The following is a 20,947-nucleotide window of genomic DNA, read 5'->3' on the forward strand; positions in this document are numbered from 1 at the left end:
TTAAAACATGCCTTATTTCGGCGGAAAGTGCCTCTTCTCTATCCAGTCGATGTGCGCGAGTTAGGTACACACAGAAAGTGCAGAGGACATTGAGGATGCCTCTACTGCAATGCCAAATGTCATTGCTGCGCAAATGAAACAGCAATATGGCATTCAGTCGGCTCTTAACCCAGAGTTTGCTTGATCCATCTCGACATACATCCAAGGCGCATCGTGCGCCTACCACTTATGAGCATGAACGGGCTCGCTTCATGTAGAACATCGGTCTCTGCAACATGCTGAGATGCAATGCCTTATTTAAGCTATGATGCTCTGATCTCTAATCCTTACTCTTTGTTTCTTTTCTATTCCCCATAGCCTTGTGGGGGATGCAAAGAAGCCGTTTTCGCAGCTGCGAAAAGGATCTACCCCGCAATAATATTATCGCCGTGTTGAAGGTGAAGCTAGGTTGATACCCAACTCAGCCGCTCAGGGCTCTACGCGGCAATGTCGCGCTCAGTGACAGCTAGCCCATAATCTCATGGCTAACCAGGGGTGTGATCGATGACTTCATCCGCCGATGCATCAACTACGGGTCCTCGGATTCTAGCGTCAGCATCGACTCCCTTTTACATCCCCATTTATTTCGCCACGGCCCTCATGGCCGCATTGGACTTCAGTCTCTCCCTCCTATCGTTCGTTCTTGGAGACCTCGCTTTTCATCGGGTCTTCACGAAAGGCACCAGTCTGCCAGAAGATGCAGCGCTCCTAGGCGCGATTGCGGGATTGATCACCGTGCCGGGAATATTCGTTACCCGGGGGTACTCGGCCCTACAGGGAGTTTATCGCTCGAGGTATGCACTAAAGTTTGTCTTACCTTGGGCCTTTGCTTTCTTTGTGATCGGCTGGATAGCCTTTCTGACGCAGACGACCCAAGCCGCTTCGCGAGGAACGGTCACATCTGCATTTATCATTGGATTCCTGCTGGCACTGCCCACACGTTCCGCGGCTCTGGCCTACTTCAAGCATCAGGTATCGCGCTCTGCTCTTGCAACGCGCCGCGCCATCCTCATGGTAGAAGAGACTCACAGCGACGTATCTCAGATCGTCACCAGTCTTAAACGAAGCGGCATAGATATCCGTGCCCAACTGCCGTTTGATGGAAGCGGCGACGAAAATGATATCTTGTCGAACGTCAAGGATGTAGTTGATCGATGTCGCTCGATCCTCGCGCACGAGAACTGCGAGGCTATCTATCTCTTCATTCCCTGGTCCGACAACAATAAATACAGGCTCATCCGATCTGCGCTGAGTAAAGTGCCTGTACAGGTCTATCTCTTCCCCGACCGCCACATCGACGAGATCCTGCGCGGCGCCTGCATCGAAACGGCGTGGGGCGCTGGCTATCAGGTCCAGCGCACTCCCCTCAGCCTGATTGACCGGGCTCTGAAGCGTGTTCTAGACGTGGCAGCGGCGTCTACGGCCCTTCTCCTACTCTCACCACTCATGGCCGCTGTGGCTGTGTTGATTAAACTCGACAGCACCGGTCCCGTCATTTTCAAGCAAAACCGCCGTGGCTTTAGCGGCCGGCAATTCAAAATTCTCAAGTTTCGCAGCATGACGGTTTGCGAAAACGGGGACACAGTCCAACAGGCTCGCCGTGGCGACTTAAGGATCACTCGCGTAGGCGCCTTCATACGCAAAACCAGTATCGACGAATTGCCACAGCTGTGGAATGTCGTACGAGGAGAAATGTCCCTGGTAGGACCGCGTCCTCATGCCCTCGCTCACGACGATTTCTATAGCCAATTAATCGCCAGCTATGCATCCCGTCATCATGTGAAACCTGGGTTGACAGGCTGGGCTCAGGTGAATGGCCTTCGGGGAGAAACTCCAGAAGTGTCGGACATGGAAGCTCGCGTGACAAAGGACCTGTGGTACATCGATAATTGGTCCATCCTGCTCGATCTCAGAATTATTCTTCGAACCGTGTTCTGCGTCCTGTCAGACAAGCGGGCATACTAGCCGCGGGTAAAGGCACCACCTCCCAGCTAACAGCTAGCTGTGTCCTCAGATGAAAGGATTGTTGTATGCGTATTGCAATGATTGGTGCAGGCTATGTGGGGCTCGTATCGGGGGCGTGCCTTTCTGACTTCGGCCATGAAGTCGTCTGCATCGATAAGGATAAGAGCAAGGTTCGAGCTCTACTTGATGGCAAGATACCGATCTACGAACCCGGACTGGATGATCTCATCGCACGCAATGTGCGTGAGCAGCGTTTGACGTTCAGAACAGGACTGGCAGAAACCGTTGCAGCTGCTGACGCTGTATTCATCGGAGTAGGCACCCCATCCCGCAGAGGTGATGGCCACGCGGATCTTTCCTATGTTCATCAGGCAGCCCGGGAAATCGGAGCAGCGATATCTGGTTACACAGTTGTGGTGACTAAATCGACAGTTCCCGTCGGCACTGGCGATGAAGTAGAGCGTATCATCCGAGAGATCAACCCGAAAGCGGATTTCGCCGTCGTTTCAAATCCAGAATTCCTGCGTGAGGGAGCGGCAATTAACGACTTCAAACGTCCGGATCGGATCGTCGTCGGCACTGATGACGAACGGGCCAAGAAGATGATGCAAGAGATCTATCGCCCGCTTTATCTTAACCGATCACCGCTTGTTTTCATGTCGCGGCGCACGGCGGAGCTGACCAAGTACGCCGCCAATGCTTTCCTTGCTACGAAAATCGCGTTCATCAACGAGATAGCGGACCTTTGTGAGCAGGTGGAAGCAAACGTTCAGGATGTGTCGCGCGGTATAGGTCTCGATAACCGTATTGGCTCGAAGTTTCTGCATGCAGGCCCCGGCTATGGCGGCTCGTGTTTTCCCAAGGACACTCTCGCTTTGATGAAGACTGCCCAAGACTACGGCGCCCCACTCCGCATCATTGAGACAGTCGTCGCATCAAATGATCAAAGGAAGCGTGCCATGGCACGAAAGATCATCGCTGCATGCGGCGGTTCCGTACGAGGCAAGACAATCGCCATCCTTGGTCTTACGTTCAAACCAAATACCGATGATATGCGTGAGGCACCGTCGATCGCTATTATCACAGCTCTGCAGGATGCAGGAGCTCGGGTTCGTGCTTACGACCCTGAAGGAATCGAGCAGGCTCAGCTCGTAATGGGCAATGTTGAATATGCTGACGACCCTTATTCCTGTGCGGAAGGCGCTGCCGCGCTCGTCATCGTCACCGAATGGGATGCTTTCAGAGCACTCGACATGAGACGGCTCAAAAACATCATTCCCTCTGGGATTGTTGTAGATCTACGAAACATTTATCATCCGGACGAGATGGCTGAGTATGGTTTCACATATCGAAGCATTGGTCGTGCCGAGGTCACGTGAGTAGACAAGCCAACATACAAGGCGTTCTTGCAATTTCTGAGTGAGGTCAAACGCACGTCTCTCAGAAATTGCCATTCCTAAGCGCCAAGAGCGATGTCGGATCAGATGCAATGGAGTGGCAACGACCAGGCATTCTTAGAGGTAACTCGATCTCCGTTTAGGCCACAGCCCCTGGCCGAGGTCATGCTGGTGGTCAGCTCCCCATTCAAAGCAGCTCGTTCTACGAGACATTGCCGTATGCTATGTCGATGATGGGGATCTTCTGCTATTTCATTTAAACACCAGAAATAGTCCCCTTTTCAAATTCGAGAGGCGATAAAGATGTCTCCCCCGTCTGACCGCACTCTATAGAAGTCGTATCGCAGCCGCAACACGAAGCCATCTCCAAAACGTGCTTAGGCAACTTGCTCGAGCGTTAAGTGGTTGCGGGGATAGCCAAAAGCGTCAAAGTCTTTGCGATAGAAATTATAGATCAAGTCCATAGTTTCAGAATCGATTTCTATCGGCCTATCGCCGGACTTGTTAGTGTGGGGGATCTTCTCAACCAGGGAGACGCCCAGGACATCTTGCAGACGCTGCTCTACCGGTGTGAAACCATCTTCCAACTTGAAGATCTCAACATCTGGGGTTAGGAAATCAGTCTGTGGGCGGATATGATTGCTAAGCAGGTAGCTGTTCTTTTCATACTCGGCAAAGCAGCGGCGCACCCATCTCCGGAAAGAAGGAGTGAACAATGTCTGCTTTTTGGACCCTATTCTATACTTGTATTCACTCATGATGCGCTCATAAGGGTTGCGCACGACAGCAAATGAGTAGTCGAAGAAACTCCCGTCGAAGAGATAAGCATAAACGTGTGTATCAAAATGCTGCGGGACACACGGAACAAAATCACTGCGCTTAGGCGCATAGAGAGACAAGGGCCCTATCGATCGCAACCACTTCTCAACGGAGGTTCCACCAGTCTTGGGGATATGTACGAATAGCAGAACCTTAGAGCCAGCTCGCAGAATCGGCATCTCGACCTCGTAGCTTAACTCTCACACAATTCCGGGATGATGAGAGTTGGTTGAAGAAATATCAGTAACGGTAAAGATCAGCGTTACTTCTTAAGGTTGGGACCATAGTACCCTACCCAGTAGCTCTCATCGTAGCTACTGTCGTAGCTGCGAACCCTCTTTTCATCGACCTTGTTAAGCACAGCGCCGATGATCTTCGATTTGATCTCTCCAGAGGTCTCGATCGTTCTGCGCAGCACGTCAGCTGTTAGCATGTTCCATCCAACGACCAGTACAACTCCGTCAAGCAAATGCGCGGCCGCTCTCACGTCTACGCTCGGAGCTATTGGCGACATATCCAGAACGATTACGTCATAGTGCGCACTAAGATCGTCCATCAGTTGCTTCATTCGCCGGGATCCAAGCATCTCATGGGCAGCAGCTTCCGGCTCACCAGATACGCCGGGAAGAACGTGAAGACCGCTTTCTGCGTCGATCCAGAGCTTGTCGTCGAGACTTCCGCCGCTCTCGAGAAGGTCCAGGATTCCGCGGCTCGGATTGTCGACAAGCGCACTGGTTAGATATGGAAAGCGGAAGTCGAGGTCGATCAGGAGAGTACGGCGTCCGGTTCGAGAAAACATATGGCCAAGATTGACCGCGACGGAGCTTTTCCCCTCGTGAGGAATACAGGATGTAACGCCAATCACCTTGCAGCGCGAGGCACGCCCTATCTCATTACACGTCACTACAATGTTTCTGATCGTTTCCGTGAACCGTGTGTACGGCTGATGGATTACTGCGCTCAGAAGAGGCTGGTAGTGATGAGCAACTGAAGAGCCGTCGAGTTTGGACGTGACAGATCGCGTTGCCGCATAGTCCAAACTGCCGACGTCGAAGCGAGGCAAGAAGCCCAGAAAGTCGCAGTTAGCCAGGCTCTCAACTTGCCTCGTAGTCTTGACCTTCCGGTCACTTATCTCCCGCAGAAAGGCGCCTGCAGTTCCCAGAGCTAATCCGGCAGAGGATGCCATCAGCATGACAATGCTGATGATGGGAGCATCCCTCTGAGTTGGCGGAACAGCCCGTGTAAGGATGCGCGCTTCCGATCCAGAGAACGACTGCTCCTGAACGACACGCGCATAGCGATCAAGGAAATTGTTATACAGCGTCCGGTAAGACTGGGCGTTGCTCTCGAGCTCACGCAAACGGACCTGAGCCTCGGATCCACCGTCTGGTTGAAACTGCGCAACAGCTCTGTCAGCAACGGCAGCACGCGAGCGCAGTTCCTCAATCCGCTCCTCAAGCCAATCTTTAGTTCGTCCCGCACCGACAAGTCGTGATGCCACTTGATACTCGATGTATCGCTCAGAGAAGGCGTTCGCAATCAATGCAGCCTTTTCAGGATCGAGAGAAGAGAAACCAATCGCAATCACATAACTGAGGCCGCCACGGTGAACGTCCAGATTGTCTTTGACCTTCTCGACTGCGATCCGGATGGGGTCATTGCTGTTCGGTGGCTGAGGAGGAAGCCAGCCGGCAGATTGCAAGGCCGTTTTCAAGGCGGCTCGTACATGTGAGATAGGATTAAAGGTCGGATCATCGCCGCTACCGAACTCAGGATCGTCCTGCAATCCGAGGCGTCTTACGACATCCTCTACAACGGCAATCGAGTTTATCGTAGCCACTTGGCTTTCTATGAAGCCAGGATCTATGGCGCCGGATGCCGTCCCCGAATCCTCGCGGAAGGGATCGATTCGTTTTGCATCGATAATCACGCTGGATGAGGCATAGAACGTAGCTGGCGTGATCACGATATAAGCGACACCCAAAGCCGCGAACAAGAACCATGCTAAGGCGATAAGCAGCCACTGGCGCTTCATTGCCCCAAGTATGAAGCCGAAATCAACGAGGTCCTGACGCTCTGCTTCGGTCTTAGTGCTGATATAGTCAGCCTTGATACTGTAGTTGCGAGCAAGATTCATATTGGAATATCCCTGTTGACCAAGGCCGCTCCTTCACATCCAAATTCCAGCAAGGAGCACTGACCATATCTTCAGCACTGGAGCTTTATAGCTTAGTCCTACCACGAGGCATCATTCCCAAGAGAGGTACTCTCAAAGCCTGGGCTTCCGTTGTGACGGATTCTATTTCTCTGACGGGCTAATTTCAGCCGGCTTGTAAAGAAGCGGTCCTTAGGATTGATGACTCTACCCATGAGCTATTCTGCTATCCTTCTGCTCCAAGACTGAAGTTGAATTTGGACTAATATCCAAAGTAGCCAGGTTTATAGATCAGTCAGAACTGAAATGTCGCAGCAAGTACATATCTATCTTCCCTCACTTGATGGTGGCGGGGCCGAGCGAGTTTTCGTACGCCTCGCAAATTATTATGCAAATGCAGGCCTCAGAACGCGTTTATGCGTCAACACAGCCACTGGACCGCTTCGGACAATCGTAGCCAGCAACGTTGATCTGGTCGACTTTGGAAAGAACAAAGCTCGGGAAACATGTATCTCTCTGAAGAGATATCTAGAAAAGGAGCGTCCCACGGCACTCTTGTGCGCACTGACGGTCAATAATCTTACGGCGCTGACTGCTCGTGCCGGGGCAAGAGTTTCCACGCGCCTCGTCATCAGCGAGAGAAACAACCTATCCAGCAACCTGAAGCGATGGCCATTGCACAAGCAGCTGGCTATCCGGCTTGGTGTCCGCGCGCTTTATACAAAAGCCGATGCGATTACGGCAGTGTCATCCGGCGTAGCGGATGATCTCTCCCAAATTTCAGGAGTCAATCGAGGAAAGATCAGCGTCATATACAATCCGACTCCTGATCACGGCGAGATCACAGCCGCAATGGCATCTCCTAATCCGCATCCTTGGTTAGGGGAAGACATCCCAGTCATAGTCGCAATGGGACGTCTCGTACCGCAAAAAGGGTATCGCACCCTCATTGATGCGTTCACCATTCTGCGTGCAAGCCGTAACGCTCGTCTCATCATCCTTGGAGATGGTCCCCTGCTTCCTGAGCTTGTTTCACGAGCAGAATCTGCAGGGGTACAGAATGATATCTGTTTCCAAGGTTTTGTGATGAACCGACTCGACTATCTTGTCAGATCTTCGGTCTACGTGTTGAGCTCTGACCGGGAAGGATTCCCGAACGCTTTGTTGGAAGCCCTTGCTTGCGGCATTCCTGTCGTCAGCACAGATTGTGACGGGAATGGCCCTCGGGAAATCCTCGGCAGATCACTCCCTGAAACTCTTGTGCCAGTGGGAGATGCTGTCAAACTAGCTACCACAATCAGTGAGCAACTCAGCTCTCCCCCTTCACGCGAAGCGCTTGACGCGATAGCCACCCCCCTGACCATGGATCATGCCGCTGGCCGCTACCTTGCTCTTTTAGAAGGAGCGGCCACGGCCTAGTTTATGGAGCGGGCTCCTCAATAGTTGGATCTGACGATCGACAGATCCGGTTTCGAGGACCGGAACTACTGTGTAACTCCTGCCACAGCACCCTGTGCGGCGCCGGCTGTTACCACATCACCGGGCATCAGTTCCATATCTAAGCGCCCGATCAGCTGCTCTTCCCGGTCAGCTGACTTACGGTAGACTAATATCGAGGGTGTTGATCCGACGGACGATCCACCTGTTGGCAGCGGAACGGAAAGCCCAATTGCTCTAAGTCGTAAAGCAGCTGTCACAAGGCTGGCATTTGCCGTTTGCAGATCACGAAGAATTTCAACCCTCCGATCTTCGTCCGCCTTCTCAAGTCTCCGGCTTATATCGTCACGATCTTTCCGTGCGTCGGCCAAGAGGACATTGGTCTGCAGCATACGGGTTGCTGAAGTCAGGGCCGCACGCCTCGCTTCAGAGACGCGGAAGATCGAGGTATTTCCCTTTTCGAGTGAAGCACTCAGACTTGCTAGATCCTGCTGATCATCCTCGTTGACCTTCCCCTCCTTCTCACTCTGCTCCTTCAGGGAGGCAATCCTCAAGTCCATCTTGGCAATCGAGTCTCGTAGGTGCGCCTTGTCACTCTCAAGGGCTGCCTGACGAGCCTGCTTCTGCTCGATTTCCAGCTTGAGAATACGATCTGCGACATCCTTCTCCACCAGTAAGGCCGGAGACGGGACGGGATTCGCGCCCTTAAGCTCGGATTCAAGGCGCCATACTCGCGCGAGTTCTTTCGAGTATTCCAGTGTCAGGGTCTCACGTTCACTTTGAAGACGCACGAGATCCATAGGCGTCGCACCAGCGCTTGACGCCGACATTGATCCTCCGGCCAAGGCAAGTGCTTGGCGGACCGTCATGCCCGGCCGAAACGGAACCGAACCAGACTTAAGAACATCACCGCTGACATAAACCGGACGGTACTCGGCAACGGTGACCAGAAGCTCCTCAGGATTAAAGTTGACAGCGGACTTCCGCCCATCTTCGGCTCTGCGGAAAAGAACCTTGTTCGGAAGAGTAGCTTCGATTTGCGCCCGCAACTCTTGGAGTGTCAGCCCCCGGGCCTTGATGCTGCCGAAAACCGGCAACGCCACTTCGCCATTCAGATCAACGGGAGCCTGAAAGCGAAAATCCTTCATCCCTGCGATGATAACTTCAACTTTATCACCACTGTCGAGGCGATACTCAGCTTTCGCAGCAGGTGAGAATAAAAATAACGGAACGCCCACCACGAGCAGAGTTCGAGCTTTCATCATTGCTTGCCTTCAATCCCATGAATTCGCGTATTCGTTACGCTACAGGACAGAGAAGTGGCAGTCCACCAGTCCAGGCGGATCGCATGCGAGCCAACATGTTGCTTTCATTCGCAAAATCTGGATTACCCCGTTTGATCAATCTCTGTCATACTTATAAAGAAGAGTCGTTCCGCAGCCCGTCCCCCGCACAGATCTGGCCCTATATAAAATCTCGAGCGCAACCTCCACTTCAAGCGACTGCCGATGCGGTTTTGTGCTTGAATGAAACGAGATCCGATGAGGCAAAGGCGATAAAATGAGGATTGGCGAAAGCAGAGTCGCTGACCTGGTTTCGCTTTCCATAGGTCAGGTCTATCCCGTCGAGGGTCCGTACGCATCCTCCAGCCGCACTGAGAAGAGCATGCCCGGCTGCCGTATCCCACTCCATGGTACGCCCTAAGCGCGGATAGATATCTGCTTCCCCCGCAGCAATAAGACAAAACTTCAGGGAGGAGCCCGCAGAAACGCGGTTCAGAACGTTGAACAATTTGAGATAAGCGTCAGTCTCCGCTCCAGCGTGAGATCGGCTCGCCACCGCGACAAGACCTTCATCAGGAATCTCACGGGCTTGGATGCTCCGCCAGATCAGGTCCTTATCTTGGGTGACATTCGCCTCCCAAGCGCCTTTGCCAATAGCACCGAAGAAGATGCGTGAGAGTGCAGGTGCATAGACAACACCCGCAACAGCTTCAACGCCGTTAACAAGAGCAATATTAACAGTGAACTCTCCGTTTCGGCTGATAAACTCTTTTGTCCCATCAAGCGGGTCGACGAGAAAAAACCTCTCGGATTCTGGAGGGATCGTACCAGCAGAGGCCTGCTCTTCCGATATGATCGGGATGGAAGGCACGTGTGTCGAAAGAATTTTGATGATTTCAGCCTCTGCTGCTTCATCAGCAGCTGTAACAGGGGACGAATCGACCTTTAAGCGTGCCTCTGTCGCCTCCTGGCTATAGTGTGACAGGATTGCCTTGCCTGCTGCTAATGCGGCAGCAATCATTGCATCATGGACAGGATTCTCAGAGATCATGACTTTGGGCTTTCATTTTAGAAGTAGAGGAATGTGATCATGGTTAGGCTTCCAATCGTGTAAGCAAGCAATGTAAGCGAGCCCACCCGCAGAAAATCTGCGAACGTATATCCTCCGGCCGTCATAACCATCAGATGCGTTTGATATCCGAACGGCACGAGAAAGCTCGCACTCGCACCGAATGCCACAGTGAGTGCAAAAGCATCCGGAGGAGCCCCAATAAGCCGCGCGATCTCAAGAGCCACAGGTAACGCTGCGAGTGCAGCACTCACGTTGGACAGGATTTCGGTCAGAACCCAAGTAAGAGCGAAGACCATGACGATGGCTGCCACGGGACCTGCTCCGGGTGCAGTGTCCAAAAGTAGTTTGGCCGCTGTCGTCCCAAGCCCCGAATGTGCAATCAAGGTCCCGAGAACCAGGGATCCCCAAAGCATGACGACAAGTTCGAATGGGAACGTCCGCTTCACATCACGCTCACTGAGCCATTTTCCCGCTAATGCGAAGAACAAAAGAAGTAGTGTCGCAAGTGCGAATGGCACAGCCTCTGTGAACGCCAAAATTAGGAATACACCGAATCCAGCCGAGACCAGAGCCGCACTTTTGGGGGGAAGATTGGTGGGACCTGCATAGGACGTCTCGACGACATGTAGCTGCCCCCGAATATCATCGCGAGCCGCGAAGTCGTAGCCAGCTGCAAGGACGAGCAAGTCGCCAGCTTCTAAACGGATATCCCCGAGTTTCCCAGACAGTCTGGCGTTCCCTCTTCGAATGGCAAAGACTGACGCGTCAAAGCGAGAGCGGAACTGCGCTTCCTTGAGGGTTTGTCCTATGAGGCTGGAATGCGCAGCAACGATAGCATGAAGGATATTCTCATGCGGCCGGCCGGCGGCCTTCGGCATCATTTCCAAGCCGTCGATCGATTCGAGCTCGACTATGTATCTTACGTCTCCAACGAATACCAGGATGTCACCCTCTAGCAGAACCTCCGTAGGCTCTACTGGGGAGAGAACACGGTCTCCGCGCATGACCTCTGCAAGGAAAAATCGCCCGAGATTGCGCAAGTGGTTCTCGATGACGCTCCGCCCTATGAGCTGTGACCCCGGCGGGACGCGTGCCTCTACGTGGAAGAACTCCTGCTCTCCTGCCAGACGCTGGGCACCTTTGCGGAGCAGAACGGGAGCCGCGACGACGAGGACAGCAACGACAAGGATGACGGATGCAAGACCCGGAAGGAAAAAGCTGTCGACGCCGAGAGAAATGCCTTCGCGGGCCGCCTGCCCGACCACGATGAGGTTTGCCGAGGTGCCGAAAGGCGTCAGCATGCCGGCCGCAAGAGCCCCATACGATAGCGGCATCAGAAGGGTGTGCGGTGCATGACGCGGGTGGTTTGCCGCACTACCCATGAAGGCTCCAACTACGGCCGTGTTGGGGACGACCGAAGAAACTAAGCTCGTGACGCCAAGAAATCGCCCCAATGTTGTTCGAACGCCCGCTTTCGTCCGATGAGAGAACAGAAGCCTCCGGATCCAGCCGATCCGCGACAGGACATTTGAGAACAGAACGAGGCAGATGACCGCAATAAGCGAAGGATCTGCCAACAAGCCTAGAACAGTATCGAACGGTAGCCGCTCGAGAAGAGCGACTGCCGTGATGAAGATCAAAAACCCATACATTGGCGACAATCGCGAGCTTGCCAAGCAAACGACCAGAAAGCCCACCAGAGCGATGTCGATCCAGTTCATGAGCGAAACCCTTGAGCGAAATCAGATCGCGATGGATTTCATGCGTAGGTAGCCCAGGACTTCATCTGCGAGTTCTTCTGCTGACTTCCCGGTTGTGCGCAAGTGAAGCTCCGGAGCGCTCGGAGTCTCGTAGGGCGAGTCAAAACCAGTAAAATTCTTGATTTCTCCTCTCTGAGCCTTGGCATAAAGACCTTTGGGATCGCGCCGCATGCATTCCTCGATGGGCGTATCCACGAAGATCTCGATGAACTCATCCTCCTTCATGCGTTCACGGATCATTCGCCGCTCAGCTTCGAACGGAGATATGAAGGAACACAGAACGATAAGGCCAGCGTCAACGAATAGCCTGGAGACTTCACCAATCCGCCTGACATTCTCTACGCGGTCGGCATCTGTGAATCCGAGATCTCGGTTGAGTCCATGGCGAACATTATCGCCGTCCAGGCCATAGGTGTGATATCCCCTGGCATGAAGTCGTTTCTCGACGACGTCTGAAATGCTCGACTTTCCCGAACCAGACAATCCAGTGAACCACAAGACGCATGGTTTCTGACTCTTGATCCGGGCACGCGCTTCCTGATCGACGGTCGTATGCTGCTGGTGGATATTTGTTGCTCGGCGGAGAGCAAAGTCGATCATGCCAACAGCAACTGTGGCATTCGTGAAGCGATCGATGAGAATGAAGCCACCAGTCTCAGGGTTATCTTTGTAGGCATCAAATGCGATTGGACTCGCTGTCGAGAGATTGCAGACGGCGATCTCGTTCATCGACAACTGAGTTGCCGCCAGATGCTCGAATCTCTCAATATCGAGTTTATGCTTGATCGAGGTAATCGTTGCGGGAACAAGACGCATTCCAACGCGAAGCAGATACTGGCGGCCAGGCAACAACGCATCCTCGGACATCCAGAGAAGGTGAGCGCTGAACTGGTCTGCTACTGAAGGACGATCGTCAGGCGGGCATAGGACATCACCGCGTGCAATGTCGACCTCATCGGTCAGCGTTATGGTTACAGCTTCGCCGGCTCTGGCCTGATCGAGATTTCCGTCGAAAGTCACAAGGCTTTTGACGGTGCTCGCCCTCCCGGACTCAGCGACCGCTATTTTGTCTCCAACCGTTACGGCTCCCGACGCTACTGTGCCGCTATAGCCCCGGAAGTCCAGGTTGGGCCGATTGACCCACTGGACGGCCATCCGGAAAGGAGCGGCCTCATGGTGCGACTTGATATCAATCGTCTCCAGATAGCGAAGCAGCGTAACTCCTTGATACCACGAGATATTGTCAGAAGGCGTAACGACGTTGTCACCATAACGTGCCGAGATCGGGATCGGCATGATTGATGCGAAAGACAGCTGACTTGCGAAGGAAGAGAAGTCTGCCACGATTTGATCAAATATCGCCCTGTCATACCCGACAAGGTCGATCTTGTTCACAGCCAGAACAATGTGGCGTATTCCTAACAATGAACAGATCACCGCATGACGTTTGGTTTGTGGCAGCACACCTTTGCGGGCGTCAATCAGCAGGATCGCGACGTCCGAGTTCGAGGCCCCCGTCGCCATATTTCGGGTGTATTGCTCATGCCCAGGCGTATCTGCGACCATGAAGGCCCGCACCGACGTCGTGAAGAAGCGATAGGCGACGTCGATCGTGATGCCCTGTTGACGTTCATCATCAAGACCATCCACAAGGAGAGCATAGTCGATTTCATCCCCGGTCGTGCCAAAGCGCCGGGAGTCGCTCTCCAGAGTAACGAGTTGATCCTCGTAAATCCTCTGGGACTCAAAAAGAAGACGACCGATCAAGGTCGACTTCCCGTCGTCGACAGAGCCGCATGTCAGAAATCGCAGAAAGCTCTTGTTCTGATCTGCCAGCATTCGCTCGACAATTGTTTCTTCCTTTGCGTGAAGGTTTCCGCGGAAGAGAGCTTCGGAATAAAGCCTGAGACTCGTCATCAGAAATAACCCTCGCGCTTCTTTCTTTCCATGGATGCAGCTTCGTCCGTGTCTATAAGGCGTCCCTGACGCTCGGAGGTCCGAGTGGTCATCATCTCCTGCACAACCGCTTCGACCGTATCTGCGTCGGACTTCACAGCACCGGACAAGGGATAGCAACCGAGTGACCGGAAGCGGACCTTCTTCATGACCGGCCGCTCTCCGTCGTTGAGGCGCATCCGTTCGTCATCGACCATAATGAGGGATTCGCCGCGTCGCACGACAGGGCGTTCAGCCGCTAGATAGAGGGGGACAATCGGGATGTTTTCCGCCAGCGTGTAGAGCCAGATGTCGAGCTCGGTCCAGTTCGATAACGGAAAGACCCTGATCGACTCGTTCTGGTGAACGCGTGTGTTGTACAGACGCCAAAGCTCTGGTCGCTGATTCTTCGGGTCCCAGCCGTGATTGGCGCCGCGGAATGAGAATATTCGTTCTTTTGCGCGGCTTTTCTCCTCATCGCGCCGGGCCCCTCCAAAAGCGGCGTCGAACCCGTATTTATCAAGCGCCTGTTTGAGACCCTCTGTTTTCATCACCCGCGTATGCAAAGAGGATCCGGAATCGAAGGGATTGATCCCACGATCGATTCCTTCTTGATTCACATGCACAATGAGCTCCAAACCGAGCGATGCCGCAAGATTGTCCCGGAACGTGATCATGTCCCTGAACTTCCATGTCGTATCCACGTGAAGCAGCGGGAATGGCGGCTTGCTCGGATAGAATGCCTTCATCGCCAAATGGAGCATCACGCCCGAGTCCTTGCCGATCGAGTACAGCATCACGGGATTCCGGAACTCGGCAGCAACTTCGCGAATTATGTAGATTGACTCGGCCTCAAGTCGCTTGAGGTGTTCTGACAACATAAAATGTGCTCCGTGATTGTTATCCGTTTCAACCGCAGAAACAGGAGCGTGATGCCGAACTCACTTCTGGTTTAGGATTCGGCTTTGCGCACAACACAGGCGTTACACGCAAAATAAGCCTGCGATGTGTACCGCCTCCTTGCACCAACTATCGCTCCTACCTCTCCCTTCTTCCTCGTCCGTCCTGCACTTCGTTGTGCAGGCATGAATTACCGTCCTATGTCTCCGCCGAGCGTGCATCGCATGTCATGGGCATGATCTGTTGAGGTAAACGCCCAGCGTTCAAGCAGCCAGGATGGCCTCCCATCATGACTGTTGCTTTTGTCCAAAGATCCGCCGATATGATTTGTCCAATTGCTCGGACAGCCACTCCCCTTCAGCGCCGAGAACCCGCCGCCCAAAGAGGGCAAGCAGCAGCATGAAACAGGCGGCGGTAGCGCTGCCGCAAAGCACAATAAGAATTGCCGGCCAGTCATATTTCACGCCGAGATGATGGATACTAAGCATCAAGGCCAATATGACAGTCGAAAGCGCCAAATGACGCATGACGCTTCTTAGAACCAATGTAACCGGGACCTTACGGGCGATACTTGCAAAAGCGAGACCGAGCCAGAAATTCAGTACAATCGCTGTTGAGACTCCGAGGCCAACTCCGTTAATGCCGAACGGTGTGCCAGCGATTGCTCCGGTAACGACGCTCGCGGCGTAGATCCATTGCCAAAGGGCAAGAGTGTAGACGAAGCCAGAAGCTCGCAGAAGCGTACTTGTCAGCTTATAGGCTGTCCGGAAAGGCAGGGAGAGGAGCAAGATCTGAAACGGGAGAACGGCTGCATCCCAGTTGTGACCAAGCAGGATTCGTACGATCTCGGGAGCCAAGGCGATCAGAAAGGCAGCAACAGGAAAGCTGACCATGGCGATGAGCCCAATGGCCCTTACATAAGCGCGGTTGAGACGCTCATTCTTGTCCTGTATCGATGCCATCGCCGGAAAGAGAACCTTGTCCGCGACAGCGCCGATCATGTTTGTTGGCTGTGCGACAAAATAAAATGCACGGGTATAGATGCCGAGAGCTGCCGGGCCCAGCCAGCGGCCGATGATAAAGTAATCCGCGTTCATGGCGATGTGATTGCCAATACGTGCAACGGTCGTGCCGAACCCAAAATGTGCGATTTCGCGCGCAATAGGGCCGTCAATGAGCGGACGTAGAGTATGCCGGCCAAGCAACATGAAGCCCGCAGAAAGAATGGCTGTTTGAGCGACTTGGCCAACGACAAGCGCCCAGAAGCCGAATCCGAGAGCTGCTGCCGAGATCGCGAAAGGTGCATATCCCAGCAAATAACTGACGAACTCCGTCGCGGCCATGGCCTTGTAACGCATCTGGCGCTGGACAAGCCCCTCGGAAACAATCGAGATGGAGCGAATGGGAAAGAGAAATGCCAATGCCTGAACGACAGGTTCTAGAGCTGGCATCTGGAATAAAGATGCAACGAGTGGCGCTAGTAGCCAAGTAACGGCTCCAGCCGCGACGCCGAACAGGACAGAAAGCGTAAACCCGGTGCGGATATGGGCTTCGGTGAGATCGCGCATCTGCACGATTGAAGGCGCTACGCCCACTCGGGCAAAGACTTCACCGAGCGTTACCACCACCATGGCAGCGCCAACGATACCGAAGTCGGCAGGCATTAGGATGCGTGCGAGAACCGCGAGAACCAGAATCCTGACGACAGCTAACGCTCCGCTTCCGGAAAAAATCCAGAAGAATCCGATCAGCGATCGCGTTTCTAGACCCAGAGTTATTTGGCCAACCGACATAGCTGGATTTTGCCCCACTTCAAGAAGCAGCCGAAGCGTCCGACATCGCTGTCGGTGGATTCTTTGCTACTGGTCCATTTTCGGCATTCCGAACGGCAAAGTCGAAGTCCCGTTGGAGGTATAAGGGTCCTCGGGCGGGGTATCCCTGTTGGCTCGAAAAAATTAGGACGAGAGCGCCGTTTCTCGGTGTTGCATGCTCTCATGAGAACGGCCGATAAAGGCACCTGCCTGATCGAGCAGGCGAGAACCAGCTTTATAAACAGCTGCGGTGGGCACGAATGCTAGTGGTTAGCAGCTCTTATGAAGCTGCTGCCAATCCGACGAAGTCAGGGTGAGAACAAACAACATGCGCCGCGGGATGCGGTCGATGGCACCCTCTTTGCAGCCAATTCGGGCGCAATGACTTTAGTTCACACCGTGATACGTCTTGAACCAGGATACAAAGCGAGCGAGCCCCTCCTCGATGGGCACGCGGGGTTCATAACCCAAATCCCGGCGACTGTCCTCGATATCGGCAAATGTACGCAGAACATCGCCCTTCTGCATCGGGGCAAAGTGCTTGTCCGTCGTGCGCCCCATCTCTCGCTCAATGATGCGGATGAAATGCAGCAGGTTGGTCGGACGATGATTGCCGAGATTATAAATCTTGTGACGCACCCCATACTGATTGCGCTCAGGGGTTCTCCCTATTGCGGCGATCAAACCGTCGACGACATCACTGATATAGGTGAAATCCCGGGCCATATCGCCGTTGTTGTACACTGTGATCGGCTTTCCGGCTGCGATGGCTTTCGCGAAAGTGTAGTAGGCCATATCTGGTCGCCCATAGGGACCATAAACAGTAAAGAACCGAAACCCAACCGAGGCCAAGTCGTAGAGATGACCATAGCATTCCGCGATATGCTCGGCAGCAAGCTTGGTTGCGGCGTAAAGAGAGACTGGGCTCGTAACCACCTGCTCTGGAGAGAAAGGCGTCTCGCGATTGGCCCCATAAACGGATGACGAGGAGGCATATAGCAGCGTTACGGGACGAGCCAGGCTGCGCATCGCTTCAAGAATTGCGACCTGCCCCAGGACATTAGCCGTGACATATGCCTCAGGATTCTCGATGGAATAACGTACCCCTGCCTGTGCTGCGAGGTGAACCACCGCGTCAGCATTCGAGTGCTCGGAAAAAAGTGATCGCATAAGTGCCATGTCGCTGACATCGGCACGGAGGAAATGATAGCGCTCATATTCCGCAAGTCGTGTTTGGCGGGCCTCCTTCAGGGTTACCTCGTAATAGTCGTTGATGACATCAATTCCGATCACCGTGTCGCCGCGCTCAAGCAAGCGTTCAGCAAGATGAAAGCCAACGAAACCGGCAGTTCCTGTAACGATGATCTTCATCGACTACCCTTTTCTTTAGGAATATTACTGCTGAATTCTTACAGACGGGGCACATCTCTGTCTATGTGCCGGCATATCTCTTAAGTATAGAGTCACGTTCCAGGGGGATATACGCCACCTTATTTTGGAGCAAACAGGAGCGAAACTCTCGATCAATACTTTCTGGATGGCGCATTTGGCCCGTTGACACCTCGGGGCTAAAGGCCGCGGATCGATTGATTGAGACCGAGCTTTCGAGAACTATGTGGTGTGTCCTACCCTGTCGGTGAGAACGTTCAACTCATGCCATCCTCTCTCCAAAAGAAGCTTCCAAGATTCAGCAGGCGCGAGCTTCTCTCGGGCTGCTTGAGTGGGCTCCTTCTGACCCAAAGTGGGCGCGGAGCGGCTCAACCCACCCGGCAATCGGAAGCTCGAGATCTCCCTCAATTCTTTATCGCGCCATCCGCTTCCGGAACGGGGAGGTCCTGGGCTGATGCATCCGGGATTGAGAGCCTCCCCGAGTTGATCACACAGGGAGGTCCTGGGAGCATTATTCACATTCGAGCCGATGAGAATGACTTCTATGATCTCACTGGCAGGACACTGAGGATTGAGCGGGGCGGCACGGAGCAGGCTCCTGTCACGATCCGCGGGGTACGCAGCGACGGCAGCGTCGGATATGCTCACCTTCACTCGGATCGTACGCCTTGGACTCTTCCGACCTCCCCTGAAACGGTCACGGACACCTCTCAGTGGAATCCGGGCGGTGATCTGTTCCTGGTTGCTTCCGGAGCCCAGCATATCGTCTTCGAACATCTCGACCTGCGCCGAGCAGGCAATGCAATCAAGCTCTCCGACAGGATGCATGGCCTCACTATTCGCAATTGCCGAGGCTACAACGTCCGACGTTTTCTGGAGATGAACAGCAATATCGACGTGAGCGACGTCGTCGTCAGTCATGTCACCGTCATCGGCTTCTCCAAACATTGCTTCCGCTGCCGCGGCACAGGAGGGAACTGGCTTTTTGAGGCTGTATCGGCCAATTCAGGACGTCAGGATGGTGACAACTTCGCCGTTGGAATAGGCATCAACGAGATGGCGCACGGTATCGTCATCCGAGATTCGGAGTTCGCGAACTGCCATGACAGTCAAAACCGGTACTGGAATGGCGATGGCGTATCCTCCGAAGAGGAAAACAGCAATATCTTGATCGAGCATGTGGTCTGTCACGGCCATACCGATGGGGGGCTTGACCTCAAAAGTTCGCGCACGACGGTCCGAAATTGCGAATTCTACGATAACAAAATCAACGTTCGTGCCTGGGGTGATATCGCGTTGATCAACAACATTACCCGGTCTGCCCATCTCAGAGGAGGCGTCGGCTATGCCGCTCATATTGGCGTCTATGCCAACAAGGAAGTGACGGCCAATTTGCGCATAGATGGAATCAAAATGCTCGAAAAGAATCCAGACGTGAGTCTCTTCTCGCTAGGAGGAGAGAACGCGACAATCTCCGTGGTGAGGTATGAAATAGATAAAGCTCCCGGCACGGCGCTCATCAGAAAAGATCGAGCCAGTGGCGCAACGATGATCGCCAATCCCCCTCTCCTCTGATTGAAATCAGCTCGATCACCCTTCGGCCCGCACAGTAGGGAATGAATCGATCAAGCTCATACCTGGAGACCTGCAAACGACAGGAACCCACAAGATGAAATCAAAGACCCTGTCCGTCGTTCAATCATTCACACCAGAGATTCATTATTCGCGCCGCTCATTTCCGCTGACAGCGAGCGGTGGCAGACCAGCCTCAGTTGCGAGATCGGCATTCTGTGCCGGCAGCCCCTGCAAGCGCCGGTGATCTCCAAAAATTCGAGACAGGAGGCGCTCCGGCGAATATGGAGCTACAGTGTCAGCGACGAGGCTCGGCCTTATTTGCCCGCTCTGAATTGATTTCCAGGTATCGACAATTTTGGCTGCCAGGTCTTGAACTTCTGTCGGAGAGCGAGGAACAAGGACTCCGCTTTTCCCTTCAAGAACGACCTGCTCAAGCTGCGGCAGGTGAAATGCACAAACTGGCCTGCCAGCGGATAATGTCTCCATCACAAAACGCGGCATACCTTCGAACTCAGACGTGAGAATGCCGATATGCACGGAGGACAAGATGCCTGCGATTTCCGATGCCTTCCTGCGACCGTGCCGAACCGTCACGCCGCGAATGGCGTCGAACTCCTGAAAGGCCTCCATATTGCCGTCTCCGATGTAGTGAAAGTTGACCATGCCGTCGGTCAGCCGGCTGACCTCCTCGATGGTCCGGAACATGAGACCAGGGTTCTTGAAAAGATCGAGACGCCCAGCGTAGACGATATTCAGCTTGTTTGAGCTGAGATCAAACTCTGTGGGCCGGAAAGTATCCTTGTCCGCCCATGTCGTTAAGGTGCCGAGTTTGCCTGCACAACGCGGGCTCATGGCCTTGAGCCGGTTCGTGAGGTTCTCGTTCACGCAGTAGAACTTGCTGCAGAGATTAAGGGCAAGGTAATCGCCGAACTCCTTGATGAACCAGTACTTCTTCAAAAGCGAGCTCATGCTGCTGCTTTTGCTTTCTGCCCCATCATGGAGCATTTGAATGAAGGGTCTTCCGAGCAAAGCCGCAAAGGGAGCGAACTCGACACGGCGAAGCTCGACCGTGGCCCGGGTGGATGAAGTGTAGCATCGGATTGTCCGCCAATGCAGGATCAGTTGCAGCATGAAGTTGAATGTGAGCGAGTCTTTCAACTTAGCCGCATATTCGTTCGTCTGCTGATCGTTGTAGTAGGCGATGGGAAGAAACTTTATCCTGCGTCCTCGAAACTCGATCTCCGAGATCTTACCGATCTCCAAATCTCCGAATCCATCGACACCAACCAGAAGCAGTTCCATATCCTCGGGATGGTAGGTGATGTAATCCCTGACATAAGTCTCGATACCGCCCACCTTTGCACCACGGGGATCAAACGGGTGAATCATGCAGACGTGATACATCGCGTG

13 protein-coding genes and 1 pseudogene are annotated in these 20,947 nt (G+C 53.6%); 4 read left to right on the top strand and 10 right to left on the bottom strand.

The window, feature by feature from the left end; translation table 11 throughout:
* Nucleotides 1-543 precede the first annotated feature (543 nt).
* On the top strand, nucleotides 544-2,004 hold the full coding sequence (locus AA309_RS08620; RefSeq protein WP_052954580.1) for an undecaprenyl-phosphate glucose phosphotransferase: 1,461 nt from the start codon (nucleotides 544-546) through the stop codon (nucleotides 2,002-2,004).
* Nucleotides 2,005-2,069: 65 nt separating this feature from the next.
* Complete coding sequence (locus AA309_RS08625; protein ID WP_047188595.1) at nucleotides 2,070-3,383, top strand: UDP-glucose dehydrogenase family protein; 1,314 nt, start codon at nucleotides 2,070-2,072, stop codon at nucleotides 3,381-3,383.
* Between the two features lie 395 nt (nucleotides 3,384-3,778).
* On the opposite strand, the gene AA309_RS08630 is transcribed toward AA309_RS08625, so the two are convergent.
* Complete coding sequence (locus tag AA309_RS08630; RefSeq protein WP_047188596.1) at nucleotides 3,779-4,399, bottom strand: sulfotransferase family 2 domain-containing protein; 621 nt, start codon at nucleotides 4,397-4,399, stop codon at nucleotides 3,779-3,781.
* Nucleotides 4,400-4,482: 83 nt separating this feature from the next.
* Nucleotides 4,483-6,357 (bottom strand): nucleotide-binding protein, encoded by a 1,875-nt coding sequence (locus AA309_RS08635; RefSeq protein ID WP_047188597.1) that lies wholly within the window; start codon nucleotides 6,355-6,357, stop codon nucleotides 4,483-4,485.
* Nucleotides 6,358-6,681: 324 nt separating this feature from the next.
* Between AA309_RS08635 and AA309_RS32975 the strand changes: the two genes are divergently transcribed.
* Nucleotides 6,682-7,794, top strand: coding sequence for a glycosyltransferase (locus tag AA309_RS32975; protein ID WP_084731004.1), 1,113 nt, complete (start codon nucleotides 6,682-6,684; stop codon nucleotides 7,792-7,794).
* 65 nt (nucleotides 7,795-7,859) lie between these two features.
* Here the strand turns inward: AA309_RS32975 and AA309_RS08640 are convergent, their stop codons facing one another.
* From AA309_RS08640 to AA309_RS08670, 7 genes and pseudogenes are all read right to left on the bottom strand, one after another.
* Complete coding sequence (locus AA309_RS08640; RefSeq protein ID WP_047188598.1) at nucleotides 7,860-9,077, bottom strand: polysaccharide biosynthesis/export family protein; 1,218 nt, start codon at nucleotides 9,075-9,077, stop codon at nucleotides 7,860-7,862.
* Nucleotides 9,078-9,306: 229 nt separating this feature from the next.
* Entirely contained in the window at nucleotides 9,307-10,146 is an 840-nt protein-coding gene (cysQ, locus tag AA309_RS08645; RefSeq protein WP_047188599.1) for a 3'(2'),5'-bisphosphate nucleotidase CysQ, read from the bottom strand.
* A gap of 17 nt (nucleotides 10,147-10,163) precedes the next feature.
* Nucleotides 10,164-11,888, bottom strand: coding sequence for an SLC13 family permease (locus tag AA309_RS08650; protein ID WP_047188600.1), 1,725 nt, complete (start codon nucleotides 11,886-11,888; stop codon nucleotides 10,164-10,166).
* Nucleotides 11,889-11,909: 21 nt separating this feature from the next.
* Nucleotides 11,910-13,844: a sulfate adenylyltransferase subunit CysN gene (gene cysN / locus AA309_RS08655; protein WP_084731006.1), complete on the bottom strand. Its 1,935-nt coding sequence runs from the start codon at nucleotides 13,842-13,844 to the stop codon at nucleotides 11,910-11,912.
* Nucleotides 13,844-14,797: pseudogene (cysD, locus tag AA309_RS08660) on the bottom strand (sulfate adenylyltransferase subunit CysD); the annotation flags it as partial. The pseudogene cysD and the gene cysN, both read right to left, overlap by 1 nt.
* Before the next feature lie 252 nt (nucleotides 14,798-15,049).
* Nucleotides 15,050-16,555, bottom strand: a complete 1,506-nt coding sequence (locus AA309_RS08665) for a lipopolysaccharide biosynthesis protein (RefSeq protein WP_047188602.1) — start codon at nucleotides 16,553-16,555, stop codon at nucleotides 15,050-15,052.
* Between the two features lie 405 nt (nucleotides 16,556-16,960).
* Nucleotides 16,961-17,944, bottom strand: coding sequence for a GDP-mannose 4,6-dehydratase (locus AA309_RS08670; protein WP_047188603.1), 984 nt, complete (start codon nucleotides 17,942-17,944; stop codon nucleotides 16,961-16,963).
* 501 nt (nucleotides 17,945-18,445) lie between these two features.
* Here AA309_RS08670 and AA309_RS08675 point away from each other — a divergent pair.
* Nucleotides 18,446-19,537, top strand: a complete 1,092-nt coding sequence (locus AA309_RS08675; protein ID WP_047188604.1) for a hypothetical protein — start codon at nucleotides 18,446-18,448, stop codon at nucleotides 19,535-19,537.
* 144 nt (nucleotides 19,538-19,681) lie between these two features.
* Here the strand turns inward: AA309_RS08675 and AA309_RS08680 are convergent, their stop codons facing one another.
* Entirely contained in the window at nucleotides 19,682-20,941 is a 1,260-nt protein-coding gene (locus tag AA309_RS08680; protein WP_052954581.1) for a glycosyltransferase family 4 protein, read from the bottom strand.
* Between the last annotated feature and the right edge of the window lie 6 nt (nucleotides 20,942-20,947).

This window comes from Microvirga vignae, assembly GCF_001017175.1.
GTDB lineage: Bacteria > Pseudomonadota > Alphaproteobacteria > Rhizobiales > Beijerinckiaceae > Microvirga > Microvirga vignae.